Annotated in this window: 15 protein-coding genes; 10 read left to right on the top strand and 5 right to left on the bottom strand. The window is 70.6% G+C overall.

Annotated features, from left to right (window positions below):
* The first annotated feature begins 130 nt into the window (after positions 1-130).
* The 5 genes from ACGFIV_RS26135 (at position 131) to ACGFIV_RS26115 (ending at position 4,165) form a co-directional block, all read left to right on the top strand.
* Positions 131-2,200 (top strand): ATP-dependent DNA helicase UvrD2, encoded by a 2,070-nt coding sequence (locus tag ACGFIV_RS26135; RefSeq protein WP_358547084.1) that lies wholly within the window; start codon positions 131-133, stop codon positions 2,198-2,200.
* Complete coding sequence (locus ACGFIV_RS26130; RefSeq protein WP_358547087.1) at positions 2,197-3,069, top strand: acyl-CoA thioesterase II; 873 nt, start codon at positions 2,197-2,199, stop codon at positions 3,067-3,069. Before ACGFIV_RS26135 ends, ACGFIV_RS26130 begins: the two co-directional genes overlap by 4 nt.
* Before the next feature lie 111 nt (positions 3,070-3,180).
* Positions 3,181-3,519, top strand: a complete 339-nt coding sequence (locus ACGFIV_RS26125) for a hypothetical protein (RefSeq protein ID WP_358547090.1) — start codon at positions 3,181-3,183, stop codon at positions 3,517-3,519.
* 128 nt (positions 3,520-3,647) lie between these two features.
* A complete protein-coding gene (locus ACGFIV_RS26120; RefSeq protein ID WP_358547093.1) occupies positions 3,648-3,917 on the top strand; it encodes a WhiB family transcriptional regulator in 270 nt (89 codons plus the stop codon).
* A 53-nt stretch (positions 3,918-3,970) separates the two neighbouring features.
* Entirely contained in the window at positions 3,971-4,165 is a 195-nt protein-coding gene (locus ACGFIV_RS26115) for a hypothetical protein (RefSeq protein ID WP_358547096.1), read from the top strand.
* A 457-nt stretch (positions 4,166-4,622) separates the two neighbouring features.
* On the opposite strand, the gene ACGFIV_RS26110 is transcribed toward ACGFIV_RS26115, so the two are convergent.
* Complete coding sequence (locus ACGFIV_RS26110; protein WP_358547098.1) at positions 4,623-5,966, bottom strand: AarF/UbiB family protein; 1,344 nt, start codon at positions 5,964-5,966, stop codon at positions 4,623-4,625.
* On the bottom strand, positions 5,963-7,087 hold the full coding sequence (locus ACGFIV_RS26105) for a ThiF family adenylyltransferase (protein ID WP_392838028.1): 1,125 nt from the start codon (positions 7,085-7,087) through the stop codon (positions 5,963-5,965). The genes ACGFIV_RS26110 and ACGFIV_RS26105 overlap by 4 nt, the downstream gene beginning before the upstream one ends.
* 442 nt (positions 7,088-7,529) lie before the next feature.
* Between ACGFIV_RS26105 and ACGFIV_RS26100 the strand changes: the two genes are divergently transcribed.
* Together ACGFIV_RS26100 and ACGFIV_RS26095 are read left to right on the top strand one after the other, a co-directional pair.
* Positions 7,530-8,045 carry a M48 family metallopeptidase gene (locus ACGFIV_RS26100; RefSeq protein WP_358547104.1) on the top strand — a complete coding sequence of 172 codons (516 nt, stop codon included), beginning with the start codon at positions 7,530-7,532 and terminating at the stop codon, positions 8,043-8,045.
* On the top strand, positions 8,039-8,629 hold the full coding sequence (locus ACGFIV_RS26095; protein ID WP_358547107.1) for a DUF2064 domain-containing protein: 591 nt from the start codon (positions 8,039-8,041) through the stop codon (positions 8,627-8,629). Before ACGFIV_RS26100 ends, ACGFIV_RS26095 begins: the two co-directional genes overlap by 7 nt.
* Positions 8,630-8,635: 6 nt before the next feature.
* Here the strand turns inward: ACGFIV_RS26095 and ACGFIV_RS26090 are convergent, their stop codons facing one another.
* From ACGFIV_RS26090 to ACGFIV_RS26080, 3 genes are all read right to left on the bottom strand, one after another.
* On the bottom strand, positions 8,636-9,616 hold the full coding sequence (locus ACGFIV_RS26090) for an endonuclease/exonuclease/phosphatase family protein (protein WP_358547110.1): 981 nt from the start codon (positions 9,614-9,616) through the stop codon (positions 8,636-8,638).
* A gap of 157 nt (positions 9,617-9,773) precedes the next feature.
* A complete protein-coding gene (locus ACGFIV_RS26085; RefSeq protein WP_358547113.1) occupies positions 9,774-10,316 on the bottom strand; it encodes an NUDIX domain-containing protein in 543 nt (180 codons plus the stop codon).
* Positions 10,313-11,647, bottom strand: a complete 1,335-nt coding sequence (locus tag ACGFIV_RS26080) for a zinc-dependent metalloprotease (protein WP_358547116.1) — start codon at positions 11,645-11,647, stop codon at positions 10,313-10,315. The genes ACGFIV_RS26085 and ACGFIV_RS26080 overlap by 4 nt, the downstream gene beginning before the upstream one ends.
* A gap of 82 nt (positions 11,648-11,729) precedes the next feature.
* Here ACGFIV_RS26080 and ACGFIV_RS26075 point away from each other — a divergent pair, with 82 nt between their 5' ends.
* From ACGFIV_RS26075 to ACGFIV_RS26065, 3 genes are all read left to right on the top strand, one after another.
* On the top strand, positions 11,730-12,800 hold the full coding sequence (locus ACGFIV_RS26075; RefSeq protein ID WP_358547119.1) for an NAD-dependent epimerase/dehydratase family protein: 1,071 nt from the start codon (positions 11,730-11,732) through the stop codon (positions 12,798-12,800).
* 168 nt (positions 12,801-12,968) lie between these two features.
* Positions 12,969-13,394, top strand: a complete 426-nt coding sequence (locus ACGFIV_RS26070; protein WP_358547122.1) for a molybdenum cofactor biosynthesis protein MoaE — start codon at positions 12,969-12,971, stop codon at positions 13,392-13,394.
* Positions 13,395-13,493: 99 nt separating this feature from the next.
* Positions 13,494-14,537 (top strand): PDZ domain-containing protein, encoded by a 1,044-nt coding sequence (locus tag ACGFIV_RS26065; RefSeq protein ID WP_358547125.1) that lies wholly within the window; start codon positions 13,494-13,496, stop codon positions 14,535-14,537.
* Positions 14,538-14,611 lie beyond the last annotated feature (74 nt).

Genomic DNA, 14,611 nt, shown 5'->3' with positions numbered 1-14,611 from the left:
GGCGGACACCCAGGTGCCTTGATGATGCCCGTACAGCACTGGGTTGTGTACATGAGAAGCCACGCGCGTGGTTCGCTGCTGGAAGGATGATGCCAGCACCCCTGTCCGCATCGCACGTTAGGAGGCCCAGTTGGAGCGCGAAGACGCCCTCGCCGGGCTCGACCCGGAGCAGCGCGAGGTGGCCGAGGCGGTGCGGGGGCCGGTCTGCGTGCTCGCCGGCGCGGGCACGGGCAAGACCCGGGCGATAACCCACCGCATCGCCCACGCCGTCCGCACGGGCGTGGTCGACGCGCAGGGCGTTCTGGCCGTGACCTTCACCACGCGTGCCGCCGGCGAGCTCAAGCACCGCCTGCGCGACCTCGGCACCCACGGTGTCCAGACGCGCACCTTCCACGCCGCCGCGCTGCGCCAGCTCACCTACTTCTGGCCCCGGGTGATCGGCGGCGATCCGCCGAAAGTGGTCGAGTCCAAGCTGCCGCTCCTGATCGACGCCTGCCGCGAGCTGCGGCGCAACCCCGACCGGGGCGAGCTCCGCGACGTGGCGAGCGAGATCGAGTGGGCCAAGGTCACCCAGGTCGGGCCGGAGGACTACCCCGGGCTCGCCGCGAAGTCCGGCCGCACGCCCCCGATCCCCCCCGAGGAGGTCGCGCGCCTGTACGAGGCGTACGAGACGCTGAGGCGCCGGCGTCACCTGGTCGACTTCGAGACCATCCTTGAGCTCACCGCCGCGGTGATGACCGAGCACGAGGAGGTCGCCTCCCAGATCCGCCGGCAATATCGCTACTTCGTGGTCGACGAGTACCAGGACGTCAACCCGCTGCAGAAGCTCCTGCTCGACACCTGGCTCGGCGGGCGTGACGACATCTGCGTCGTCGGCGACCCGAACCAGACCATCTACTCCTTCAGCGGCGCGACGCCGCGCTACCTCACCAACTTCGCCGTCGAGCACCCGTCCTCCACGGTCATCAAGCTGGTGCGCGACTACCGCTCGACTCCGCAGGTCGTCGGCCTGGCCAACAGCGTGCTCGCGAAGTCGCGCACCCCCCACCGGCTGGAGCTCGTCGCGCAGCGGCCCGACGGCCCGAGGCCGGTCTTCGCCGAGTGCGACGACGAGCCCGCAGAGGCCGAGACCGTCGCGAGGCGCGTCAAGGAGCTGATCTCCCAGGGCGTGCCCACGCGCGAGATCGCGGTGCTGTTCCGCGTCAACGCCCAGACCGAGGTGTACGAGCAGGCGTTCGCCCAAGCGGGCATTCCTTATCTCCTGCGCGGCGCCGAGAGGTTCTTCGAGCGGCCCGAGGTACGGCAGGCCGTCGTGCTGCTGAGGGGGGCCGCTCGCTCGGCCAACGACCAGGAGCCGCTCGCGCAGGCCGTCCACGGCATCCTCGCCGGCATCGGCCTCACCGCCGAGGCGCCGGGGGGCGGCACCGCGCGCGAGCGCTGGGAGTCGCTGAACGCCCTGGCGGAGCTGGCCGAGGACCTCGCGGCCGAGGGCGGCGACCTGCCGCGCTTCGTCGCCGAGCTGGAGCGCCGCGCCACCGAGCAGCACGCCCCGCCGATCGAGGGCGTGACGCTCGCCTCCCTGCACGCCGCCAAGGGTCTTGAGTGGGACGCGGTGTTCCTGGTCGGCCTCACCGACGGCATGCTCCCGATCATCTACGCCGAGACCCCTGAGCAGGTCGAGGAGGAGCGGCGCCTGCTCTACGTCGGCGTCACCCGCGCGCGCGCCCACCTCCACCTGTCATGGGCGCTCGCCCGCTCGCCGGGGGGGCGCAAGGCCCGGCGCGCGTCGCGCTTCCTGGACGGGCTCACCGGCGTCACCGCCGGCGCCGCAGGCCGTACGGGCGCTCAGGCGAGCGCCAGGCGTTCCGGGCAGTCCCGCGTCGCGACCCCGATCCAGTGCCGGGTCTGCGGCAAGACCCTGACCGTCGGCGCCGAGCAGAAGCTCGGCCGCTGCTCCTCCTGTCCCGCCGACTATGACGAGGAACTGCTCGAACGGCTTAAGCTCTGGCGTACGAACGCGGCGAAAGAGGCGAAGGTGCCCGCATACGTCGTGTTCACTGACGTTACGCTCCAGGCGATGGCCGAGCGGGTCCCCACATCCGAGGAAGGCCTGCTCTCGATCGCCGGTATCGGCCGCGTCAAGCTGGAGCGGTACGGCGAGGCCGTGCTGGAGATCTGCCGCGGAGGGGAAGTGACGTGAACGAGGCGCTCAAGGAGGTCCTCGACCTGCTCGACCTGGAGCAGATCGAGCTCGACATCTTCCGGGGGCGGAGCCCGGAGGAGCGCATCCAGAGGGTCTTCGGCGGGCAGGTGGCGGCGCAGGCACTGGTGGCGGCGGGGCGCACGGTGCCCTCCGACCGCCCGGTCCACTCGCTGCACGCGTACTTCATCAGACCCGGCGACCCGGCGATCCCCATCGTCTACAACGTCGAGCGCGTCCGCGACGGCCGGTCCTTCACGACCCGCCGGGTGGTCGCGATCCAGCACGGCAAGACCATCTTCGCGCTGTCCGCGTCCTTCCACGTCTTCGAGGAGGGCGTCAGCCACCAGGCGGCGAGTATGCCGGTCGTGCCCGAACCCGAGACCCTGCCGATCTTCCAGGACCGTATGCGCGATCTGGTGGGAGACACGGAGCCCTGGAGCGAGTGGCTGGCCAAGCCGCGCCCGGTGGACGCGCGCTACGTCACGCCGCTCACCTGGGAGGCGCACCGCGACCCCTCGCTGCGCGGCTCCGAGACGCAGGTGTGGTTCCGCTACGACGCCGACCTGCCGGACGACCCGCTCCTGCACGTCGTGCTCGCGGCCTACGCCTCCGACTACACGCTGGTCGACACCGTGCTGCTGTCGCACGGGCTGGCCTGGGGCGCCTCGAACGTCATCGGCGCCTCCCTCGACCACGCCATGTGGTTCCACCGTCCGCTCAAGGTCGACGACTGGGTCCTGTACGCGCAGGAGTCGCCGTGGTCGGGCAACGCGCGCGGCCTCGCCCAGGGGCAGATGTTCACTCCCACCGGAGAGCTTGCGGTCTCGGTCGTGCAGGAGTGCATGATTCGTGTCGCGAATCCGTGAAATCGCAGGTAGAAAATGTGTTGCCGGGCTGCGCGGTCCGCGTTTAGAGTCATGCACAAGCCGGTCGGACGATCCCCGTCCGACCCCGCACTCGATTGGGAGGTGACCACCGTGAAGACGATTCTGATCTCGAAGTTCGCCACGCCGTGGCTCGCTTCCCTGCGGAGCAGCAGCACTGTCGTTCCCGCCGCAGCCGAGCGGAGCATGAGCGCTCCGATCACGCCCACGACCCTCGGCCTCACGGCTGATGGCCCGGCGAAACTTCGGCAGGAGAAGACTGCCCGCGTCCAGGCTGCCCTGGGCTCGGCCGCCTTCGCCTACGGCGACACCGCCATGGTCACCGCGCACCCGATCGCTTTCGAGCGACAGGCCGGCGACCCGCAGACCACGAGCACCGCCAATGGTGGGGTGCAGGGTCCGCCACCCTGGAGGCAACCGGTCACAACCTGACCGGTTGATAAAGCCTCCAGGCCGCGGATCCGTACCAGGATCCGCGGCCTTCTTGTTGTCCGGCCGCCATGATCCGACCACCCAAGAGGTAAAAGACCAGATCAACAGCAGACAGAAAGGTGACGCAGATGGCGGTTTGGACGACCATGGACCTGGTCGACGAAGCCGATATCCCGTGTCGTACCGACCCCGACCTGTGGTTCGCCGAGTCCCCCGACGACGTCGAGTTCGCCAAGGCACTCTGTGGTGGGTGCCCGATCCAGAAGGCCTGCCTGGCCCGCGCGCTGGAGCGCGAGGAGCCGTGGGGCGTCTGGGGCGGGGAGCTCGTTCTCAGGGGAACCGTCGTTCCCAAGAAGAGGCCGCGTGGGCGTCCTCGCAAGACCCCGGTCGCAGCCTGAAACACCTCGTAACCCTTCTTAGCAAGCCCAAAGACTTCGAAAGGACCACTCCGATGGCCACTCTTCCTTCTTGGACCAGCGAGATGCCTTATATGCACAAAGAACTGGTTCACGACCGAATACAAACCCTTCACCGCGAGGCTGAGGAGCAACGGCTCGTCAACAAGATCGTCCGCGTGCAGAGGGCCCGCAAGCAGGCCGAACGCGCTTCCGTACGCTTGCGGCAGGCGCTCGCGCGCATGGTCTGACGCGATGACGACACGCCCGTGATCATGGCGCCGCATGCTCGTGGAACCGCCGTGACCACCGCGTGGAGATGACAATCGAAGGGGCGGATCCGGCAACCCGGATTCGCCCCTTCGCCGTGCGCTCTCCCCGATTCACCGTGCGTTCACGAAAATCCCGGCCCCCGGATCAGCGCGAGAATTCCACGCCTTCGGCCAGGCCGAAAGCGACCACGCCTTCCGGCACGGGCAAAGAACCCGAGTCCTCCGGTCAGGGCGAGGGTGGTCGGGTCTTCCGGTCAGGGTGAGGGTGGTCGGGTCTTCCGGTCAGGGTGAGGAACCCGCGTCCTCCGGCCAGGGCAAGAGCGGTCGCGCCTTCCGTGCAGGGCGAAAGCGACCGCGTCTTCCGGTCAGGGCAAGGTACCCGCGTCCTCCGGTGAGGGCGCGAGCGACCTTGACCCGTCTTCCGGTACGGGCGGGCTCAGGAGGCGGCGAGGGCGGTGGGCATGCCCTCGGGGTCGTCGTCGGAGAAGCCGGGGACCCATCGGACGACCTCGTCGCGGAAGCGCGCCGTGGCGCCGAGCTGGCACAGCACACCGATGCCCGCGGCGTGGACCCGGTTGATCAGCACGTACGAGGGCGGCAGGTTGAGCTGGCGCACGACGTTCGTCGGGCGAAGATCGGTCACGGTCGCGACCTGCCGCTGGAGCCACTCCCGGCTGAAGGTGAACTCCTCCACCTGGGTCGGCTCGACGTACGGCGCGAGGAAGGCCCGCAGCGCCTCGGTGTCGACCTCGATGTGGGGACGGATGAACCCCTCGTCGCGAAGGCCCTGGACGACGGTGCTCATGTCGCCCTTGTTGAAGATGCGCGTGAGCGTGCCGAAGACCTCGGGGTAGCCGTCGGGCATGCGGTTCACCGCGCCGAAGTCGAGCACCCCGAGGCGGCCGTCGGGCAGGATGCGGAAGTTGCCGGGGTGAGGGTCGGCGTGCAGCATGCCGGCGCGGGCGGGGGAGCTGAACAGGAAACGCACGAACAGCAGCCCGGCGCGGTCGCGCTGCTCCTTGGTGCCGTCGGAGATGATTCTGGAGAGCGGTGTGCCGTCCATCCACTCGGTGACCAGGATCTGCTCGTTGGCGGCGATGACGTCCGGCACGCGGAAGTCGGGGTCGTCGTGGAACGCCATGGCGAAGCCGTGCTGGGCCTCAGCCTCCCGGAGGTAGTCGAGCTCCTCGGAGATGCGCTCTCGCAGCTCGCCCACCACGGCCTTGATGTCGAGCCCCGGCAACAGCACGCCGAAGAGCTTCCCGAGCCGTGCGAGCTGGTTGAAGTCGGCCAGCAGCGCCTTGCCCGCGCCGGGGTACTGGATCTTGACGGCGACCTCCCGGCCGTCGTGCCAGACGGCCTTGTGTACCTGGCCGATCGAGGCGGCGGCGGTGGGGGTGTCCTCGAACTCCAGAAAGTTCTCCCGCCAGTCGTCGCCGAGCTGCTCGGTGAGGACCGCGTGCACCGTGGACGCCGGCAGCGGCGGCGCCGCGTCCTGCAGCTTGGTCAGCGTCGCCCGGTAGGGCCCGGCGATCTCGGGCGGGAGCGCCGCCTCGAAGATCGACAGAGCCTGGCCGAGCTTCATCGCGCCGCCCTTGAGCTCGCCCAGGACCCGGAAGATCTGCTCGGAGGTGCGCTGCTGGATCTCCTGGGCGACGATCTCGGCGGACTTCCCACCGATCCGTTTGCCCAGCCCGAGAGCGGTGCGGCCGGCGAACCCCAAAGGGAGCGTCGCCAGCTTGGCGGAACGCGTCACGGCATGTTGGGGGAAGTCACTCACGCGACCATTGTTAGCGGACCGAACTGGTTTCGACTACAACGACATTGCGGATGAGTGCTCCACGAGCGTTTTTTCCAACGCCAATCAGGCATTACGTCAACTGTGCTATTGGTCACAATCGGCTCCAGGCCGTCGACAGAACCCAGCACATGACCGGCCGCCTGCGCCGCGACCAGCGTTGACAGCACCGTGTCGCAGGCGATCTCGCCCGCAGGGAAACCGCCGAGCCGGGCGCCGACGACCGGCCATGAGGGGTCGCGGTCGCGCCGGGTCAGGTCGAGGCACCTCAGGCATGGGGTGCGCCCGGGGAGCACCAGGGGGCCCACCGAGCCGACCCCCTCACCCGCCGTCACGAGCAGATGGGGGATGCCGAGGGTCACGAGCTCCCGGGCCACCACACCGTCGAGCGGCCCCACGGGAGCCAGGACCACCAGGTCGGGACGGCGGGCGCCATCGGTGAGGTGGGAGGCCACGCGGCCCGTCCAGGCGTTGACGCCCGGCGCCACGCGGCGCGCGACCGCCACGGCGCCGTCTTCTCTGGAGAGCCCGACCTCCGCGAAGGAGAGCCCGCCCGGGACGACGTCCTCGTGGCGGGCCGGGCCCGGGTCGACCACGCACAGGTGGCCGATGCCCGCGGCGGCGAGGAGGGCGACCATCTGGGCGCCGACCCGGCCCGCGCCGTACACCCGGAGGTAGGCCGCGCGGCGGGTCTCCAGCGCGGCCAGCCCGCCGTCGCCCGCGTCGGCGGGTGACAGGGACAGGGCGGCGAGGTCGGGCCCGAGCCGGTCGCGCTCGGAGGCGGACAACCCGCGCAGCGGCTCGGGCCGCACCGACGCGTCGTCGAGCAGCCCGCGCTCGGTCAGCAGGCGCATGACCTGGTGGACGGTGCCCTCGTCGAGATCGCCATGGGCGATGAGCTCGTCGAGCGTGCGCGTGCCGTCGAGGCTTTCTACGAACCTGCGCATGCGGGGTTCGAGATCGGTCAGCACCACGGCCCGGAGGGGATGGACGCCGAGCTGGAGGGTGCGGTCGTCACGGTCGAGGCGGCGCAGCGCGGGCTTCAGCCGGGGCCGGACGGGCTGCCGGGCGGGCCGGCGTGCGGGAGGCGGTGAAGTGGTCACGGTCGCGCAGCCTGGCACACCTCCACCCCGGGCCGAGGCCGGTTGTGCCCACCTGTGGATAACTTCGGAGGACGACGCGGCGAGCCGGGGGGAACTCGGGAGACGACGACGTGACCCGGATGACCTCCGCGAGGCGACGACGTGAACCGGATGACCTCCGCGAGACGATGATCGGAGCCGGATCGTCCTTTGAGCAGGTGACGGGAGCCGGCCGCCTCCGTCCTGCGGTCACGGATCCGGATGGGTGCGGGAGGCGGCGACAGGGGTGATGCGCCCTGGGCGAACAAGAATGGACCGGTCCCGTCTCGCAGGCCCCGTGCTCACCATCTCGTGGGGCAGGTGTGAGTCAAGTGGTTGTTGAACATTACGCGAACGCGGATTGACCAGGGAAAACGTGATTCACCCCCTGTGGAATCCCACAAGTCTCGGCTACCGTGCATATGTGCCCCCCGAGACAGTCGAGGTCCGCCGGAGTGCACGCCGACGGCGGACCGTATCCGCATACCGCGATGGCGACAAGACCATCGTGCTCCTGCCTGCCGGTTTGAGCAGTGTGGATGAGGAACAATGGGTGCGCCGCATGCTCGATCGGCTGGCGGCCAAGGAGCAGCGCAGGCGCCCGAGCGACGACGACCTGCTCGGGCGGGCCAAAGAGCTGGCCACCCGCTATCTCGACGACCAGGCGTGGCCGACCAGCGTGCGATGGGTGGACAACCAGCGGCACCGCTGGGGTTCGTGTACCCCTGACCACGGCAGCATCCGCCTCTCGACGCGCCTGCGGGGCATGCCCTCCTGGGTGGTCGACTATGTGATCATGCATGAGCTGGTGCACCTGCTGGTGCCGAGTCACGGTCCCCGCTTCTGGGCGCTGGTGGAGCGCTATCCCAAGGCCGAGCGCGCGCGTGGCTTCCTGGAGGGCTACTCCATGGCCGCCAATGGTTCTGTGGAGGAGTGTTGAGGCTCGCGGCCGTCCTGGTCACGCCCGAGATGGGCAAGGGGGCGCCGCCCGGGATCGACCCCGGCGACTTCCTGCTCGCCCTGGCTGAGGACACCTACGAGATCGTCGCCGGGCTCGACCTGGTGGAGCCGGTGATCCTCGCCGCCGGTGTGGACGGGCTGGACGACCTCGCCTGGCCGGGCACCCGCGTGTTCCCGCTCTCCGATCAGGCAGGTCCCGCCGAGGCGTTCGCCGCCCTCCGGCCGTACGGCGAGGAGGCGGTGGTGATCAGCGGTGACGCGCCCGACCTGCCCCCGCTGCTGATCGGCAAGCTCTTCCGCGAGCTGGGCCGCGCGCCCATCGCGGTCTGCCCGGCCGCCGACGGCGGCGCGGTGGCGATGGCCGCCAGGCTGCCGTACCCCGCGTGGGCCTCGGCCGGCATGGACGATCACGACGTGGTCGCACGGCTCCGCGGCCAGGCGCCCGGAAGCCGCATGGTCGCCACCGGCCCCGGCTGGCACCGCCTGCGCGGCCCCGGCGACATCGCCCGGCTGGACCCCGGCCTCGAAGGCTGGGAGAACACCCGGGCACTGCTCAGCGTGTAGCCGCCGTCAGTGCCCGGCGACCGGCAGCGACAGCCGGGTCAGCACGGCCCGGTGGTCGGTGCCCGGAATGTCGTACACCTGGTACCCCAGCACAGAGATGCGCTGGTCGGCGAGCACATGGTCGATCGTGATCATCGGGGGCACCCGCTTGTTGGCCGGCCAGGTCGGGGTCAGGCCGTTGCCGGTCGTGTCGCCCGCGTCGTGGTAACCCCGGGCGATCAGACGCCGCAGCTCGGCATGGTCGAGGCTCGCGTTGAAGTCGCCGGCCAGGATGCGGAACGGTCCAGATGCCGGTCCCGGCGGCAGCGCCCGCAGCCCCTCGGCCCACTGCGTGGCCTGACGGCCCAGCGGGGGAAGTGTGTGCACGTCGACGACCTCGACCTGCGTTCCCCCGGGCAGGCTCAGCCGGACCGCGGGCATGTTGTGGCCGATCACCTGGAACAGCCCGTCGAGACGGGTGACCGGATGGCTGGAGTAGACGCCGCTTCCCGCCGCGCTCCACTCGTCCTGCAGGACGCGGTAGGGCATCAGCTCCTTCAGCCCCGCCGCGTCGAGATCGGCCACGGCCGCCGGAGTGAGCTCCTGGGTGTTGAGGATGTCGGGCCGGTGCCGGCGGACCAGGTCGACCACGGTCTCCGCGTCACCGCGTCCGAAGAAGAGGTTCGTCGTGAGCACCGTGAACGGCCGGCCTGAAGCGGCCTGGGCGTCCCCGAAGGCGCGGGGGAGCACGCTGAACCCCAGCGCCACGGACGTGGCGACGGAGACGGCGGTCACGGCCTTCTTCTTGGACAGGACCGAGAGCAGCACCGGCAGCAGTGAGCCCGCCGCGGCGTACGGCGTGGCCGTCATGATCTGCTCGGAGAACGACCCGCGCTCGAAGCCGCCCACCCGGGTGACGGCCCAGGCGGCGAACGGCGTCACCGCGAGCCAGGCCAGTGTGCCCGGCACGCGCAGTCGGAGCCGTCGGCGGCCAGGGGTCACTATCACGCCGCCCACCTGTGTCTCGGCCGTGGCTTTCACCCATCTCAAGGTTCGGCTCGGTGTTCCGATCACGACCCTATCGAGCGGATGTAGGAACCGCGTGAAGAAGCCGGGACGACAGGGGGCGTGTCAAGGGGAGGAGCGATACCCGGGCTCAGACCCGTCAGGACAGCACGAGCGCCCTCGCCCGGCGGGCGAGCCTGCGTGTCGCCTCATCCGTCGGCTCGGGGATGTCGTCGACCGGGACCCACCGCAGCTCCAGCGACTCGTCGCTGATCACGTACTCGGCTCCCGGCGGCGCCACCGCGCCGTACTCGATGTCGAGGTGCCAGGAGTGCGGCGGATGGCACCACACCCGATGGCGGTCGAGCGCGAGCGGCCCCGGCAGCAGCCGGAGCCCGGGGATGCCGGACTCCTCGGTCGCCTCGCGCAGCGCGGCGGCTTCGAGCGACGCGTCGGACACCTCGCAGTGCCCGCCCATGGGCAGCCACATCTGGGCCTTCGAATGCAGGGTCAGCAGCACCTTGGCGCCGTCGTGGGACAGCACCGCCGTGGTGGCCGTGAGGTGGCCCGCCGCGCACGAACGCCACATGGCGTCGTCGTGGGCGTGCAGGTGATCCACGAACTCCTTGCGGAGCAGTTCCTCGGCGGGGGTCGGCGCCGTCCACAGGCTCAGCGCGGCTCGTGCCTCGTCGCGCAGCGTCATTCGCCGCCGGGCTCCTTCGTGCCCGGTTCCCCGGGGCCGGGCGGGGTGCCGGTGTCGCCGGGCTTCTCCGGAGATCCGCCCTCACGTCCTCCCTGGTCCTCGAACGAGGAGAGGTCGAACCTCGCCTCGCCCCGGACGAAGGCCTGGGGGTCGTCGAGGTCACCGGCGGTCGGCATGAGGTCGGGGTGGGACCACACCGCGTCGCGCCCGTCGACGCCGCGGTCGGCGGCGAGGGCCTGCCACAGCGCGGCGGCCTCCCGCAGGCGACGCGGACGGAGCTCCAGCCCCACGAGCGTGGCGAAGGTGCGCTCCGCCGGCCCTCCGGTCGCGCGGCGCCGCCGCACGGTCTCGGACAGAGCGGCCGAGGAGGGCAGCTTGCCCTCCGCCGCGGAGTCCACCACCGTGCCGACCCAGCCCTCGACCAGGGCGAGGATGGTCTCCAGCCGTACGAGCGCGATCTTCTGGCGCTCGGTCTCCTCGGGCTTGAGCAGCGCCCCGCCGCTCAGAGCCTCCTGGATCTGCTCGGGGTTGTTGATGTCGAGCCCGCGGATCTGCTCCTCCAGGGCGGAGGTGTCCACGGTGATGCCCTTGGCGTACTCCTCGACGGCGCCGAAGAGCTGGGTGCGCAGCCACGGGACGTGCTGGAAGAGGCGGTGGTGCGCGGCCTCCCGCAGCGCCAGGTACAGGCGGATCTCCTCGGCGGGGATCTCCAGGCCGTGGCTGAACGCGGCGATGCCGCCGGGCAGCAGCGCCGCGGTCTCCGACAGCGGCAGCCCGATGTCGGAGGAGCCGATCACCTCGGGGGCCAGCGTGCCGAGGGCCTGGCCGATCTGGGTGCCGACCATCATGCCGCCCATCTGGCGCATCATGCCCATCAGCGGCCCGAGTTGCGCGGCCATCGCCTGGGCCTCGCCGCCGAGACCCGCGCCGCCCAGGACGCCGCCCATGGTCTCGACCATGCGCTCGGCGATCGGGTCGCAGAGGCGCTTCCAGACCGGGACGGTCTTCTCGATCCACTCCGAACGGCTCCACGCCTCCGGATTGGTCAGGCCGCTCGGCAGATCGGTGACCTCGTTCAGCCAGAGGTCGGCGAGGCGGAGCGCGTCGACGATCTGGCGGCGCTCGCCTTCCATGACGCTCGGATCGCCTTCGGCGACCACGGCGTGGCGCGCGATGTTCTTGGCCATATCCCAATTGACGGGCCCAGAGCCCGCTGGGGCCGAGAGCATGTCGGCGAACTGGCGCATGGCCGCGGCCATCTGCTCCGGGTCGCCGAACATCGCGAACGGATTCTCGTTGGGGTCGTTTTCGCGACCTGGCAGGTCAGTCACCGCTCTACCTCGTGCAGGATGGAGGAGTCCACATCCGCCACGTTATCCGTCGTAGGGCGGATCAGTGCAAAGTGAGGACCTCGTGCCTACCTCGAAACGCCTCCGGCCACCGGTCGTCGCCGTCACCGGCGCGGCCACAGGGCTGGGCAGGGAGTTCCTCTCCCGGGTCGCCTCGTCTGCGGATTTCCGCCGCGTGGTGGCGATAGACGACCAGCGAGGCGACGTCCCGAACGTCACCTGGCGGGTTCTCGACGTCCGAGATCCGCTCTTGGCGAACCGGATCTCCGACGTCGACGTCCTGGTCCATCTCGCCTCCGACTACCGGCTCGACGCGGACCCGGCCGAGCGCCGCGCCTACAACCTCAGGGCGGCGCAGACCGTGCTCACGGCCTCGGCCGCCGCGCGGGTGCGGCGGGTGGTCCTGGTGACGAGCGCGATGGTCTACGGGGCGGTGCCGGACAACCCGGTTCCGCTGCCCGAGGACGCGCCGGTGGCCGCCGAGCCCGACTCCGGCGTGGTCGGCGACCACCTGGAGATCGAGGCCCTGGTGCGGCGCTGCCTTCGCAGTCATCCCGGCCTGGAGGTGACCGTGCTGCGGCCGGCCGCCGTTGTGGGGCCGGGCATGGACACGGTGGTCACGCGCCACTTCGAGGCTCCGCGCCTGCTCACCGTCAAGGGCTCGGCTCCGCACTGGCAGTTCTGCCACGTGGACGACCTGGTGTCGGCCCTTGAGCTGGCGGCGCTCGGCCTGGTCTCCGGGGTCGTCACCGTCGGCAGCGACGGATGGCTGGAAATGGAGCAGGTCGAGGAGCTGTCCGGCCTGCGGCGCTTCGAGCTGCCCGCCGGGCTGACCTTCGGCACCGCGCAGCGGCTGCACCGCCTCGGCATCACGCCGGCCCCCGCCACCGACCTGCACTATGTCGTCTACCCCTGGGTGGTCGACTGCGCCTCCCTGCGTGCCGCCGGGTGGAAGCCCGCCTGGACGAACGAGGCCGCGCTCCAGCAGCTTCTGGATCTCCGCGAGGGCAAGCACGCGGTCGTCGGCCGCCGCCTTTCCGGCAAGGAGGCCACGCTCACCGCCGCCGGCGCCACCGTCGCCGTGATCGGCACCGCCGCGATCGTCCGCAGAGCACGCCGCAAGCGGCGGATCTAGGCGGAACCAGGCGGAACCAGGCGGATCTAGAGGGATCGCAGCGGATCTAGGAGGAGTTCTGGGGTCCCCCGCCGGACCTGCGGGTGTACGGGTCCGGCAGCGGATCCGGGCACCCCTATGGGCATGGAGATCTCCGGCCACGTCCGGGCCGCGGAGTACCCTCATGGCGTGGACGTCATCCGATTGCTGGGCATTCGCGACACCCCGCTCTCCGTGGACGAGGTCCTCGGTGCCGTCGGCGACCATGCGGCGGGCGGTACGACCATCTTCGTCGGCACCGTGCGAAGCCAGGACCACGGCAAGCCCGTCACCCTGCTCTCGTACTCCGCGCACCCGAGCGCGGAGGCCGAGCTGCGCCGCGTCGCCGAGAAGGTCGCCGCCGACTTCCCCCTGACCGCGCTCGCGGCCGTCCACCGGGTCGGCGATCTGGAGCTGGGCGACACGGCGGTGATCGTCGCCGTGGCGGCCGCCCATCGGGGCGAGGCGTTCGAGGCCTCCCGGCGCCTGATCGACGACCTCAAGCGGGAAGTGCCCATCTGGAAGCACCAGGTCTTCGCCGACGGCTCCGCCGAATGGGTCGGCGCCTGCGGCTGACCAGGGGGTTCACCGAACCTGAGGCTGTGATTGACCTGGATGTCCGCCCTGTGTGTGTCCGCGTAACCGTCGTCCCGGCGAGCGCATAGAGTTGCCCCCATGTCCCGACGACGTCTGACGTTGATGGTTGCGGGCGTGCTCACGCTCGTGCTCGGCGGCGCCGGCGCGCTGCTGCCCGTGCCGTACGTCGCCCTGAGCCCCGGTCCGACGGAGAACACTCTGGGCGACGTCAAGGGCAAGCCGGTCATCAGCATCTCGGGGCACCAGACCTATCCCACCTCAGGCAAGCTGAGCCTGGTCACCGTGGCATACCAGGGCGGGCCCGAGGCCCACATCGACCTGCTCACCGCGCTGCGCGGCTGGATGGACCCCACCGTCGCCGTCGTGCCCGAAGAGACGATCTTCCCCAAGGCCGTGTCGGTGAAAGAGGTCGAGGAGCAGAACACCCAGGAGATGAGCAGCTCCCAGCAGGACGCGACCGCCGCGGCGCTGAACGAGCTGAAGATCCCCATCAAGGTCATCGTGGCCGTGGCCTCCACGCAGAAGGGCAAGCCCGCCGACGGCAAGCTGCTGCGCAACGACGAGATCACCGCCGTCGACGGCGCGCCGGTCCGCACGGTGGACGAGGTCGCGGCCGGCGTGCGCAAGCACAAGGCCGGCGAGCAGGTCGAGTTCAGCGTCGTGCGCGACGGCAAGCCCATGACCCTCAAGATCGGCACGGTGGCGGGCGCCAACGGCTCCATCGTCGGCATGATCATGGGCACCCAGTTCAAGTTCCCGTTCACCGTGAACGTCAACGTCGGTGACGTCGGCGGCCCGAGCGCCGGCCTGATGTTCTCCCTGGGCATCTACGACAAGCTCACCCCCGGCCCGCTCACGGGCGGCTCGTCGATCGCCGGCACCGGCACGATCACTCCCGACGGCAAGGTCGGCCCGATCGGCGGCATCCAGCAGAAGATGGTCGGCGCGCGCGACGCGGGGGCCACGATCTTCCTGACCCCCGCCGACAACTGCGACGACGCCGTCCAGGCGGTCCCGAAGGGCCTTCGTCTCGTGAAGGTGAGCACGATGCACGAGGCCGTCAAGGCGATCGACGCGCTGCGCACGGGGTCCGGGCAAGTGGCGAGTTGTCCGGCCAGGTGACCTCACCCGGCCGGTCGGGCCCGCGTGAACCTTCGGGGTTTCGCGGCCCGTCCCGCGTGCCCGGCCCGCCGGCG

Source organism: Sphaerisporangium sp. NPDC049003 (assembly GCF_043197795.1).
GTDB lineage: Bacteria > Actinomycetota > Actinomycetes > Streptosporangiales > Streptosporangiaceae > Sphaerisporangium.
Note: the sequence above shows the minus strand (reverse complement) of the source record. Positions and strands in the feature narration are given on the sequence as shown.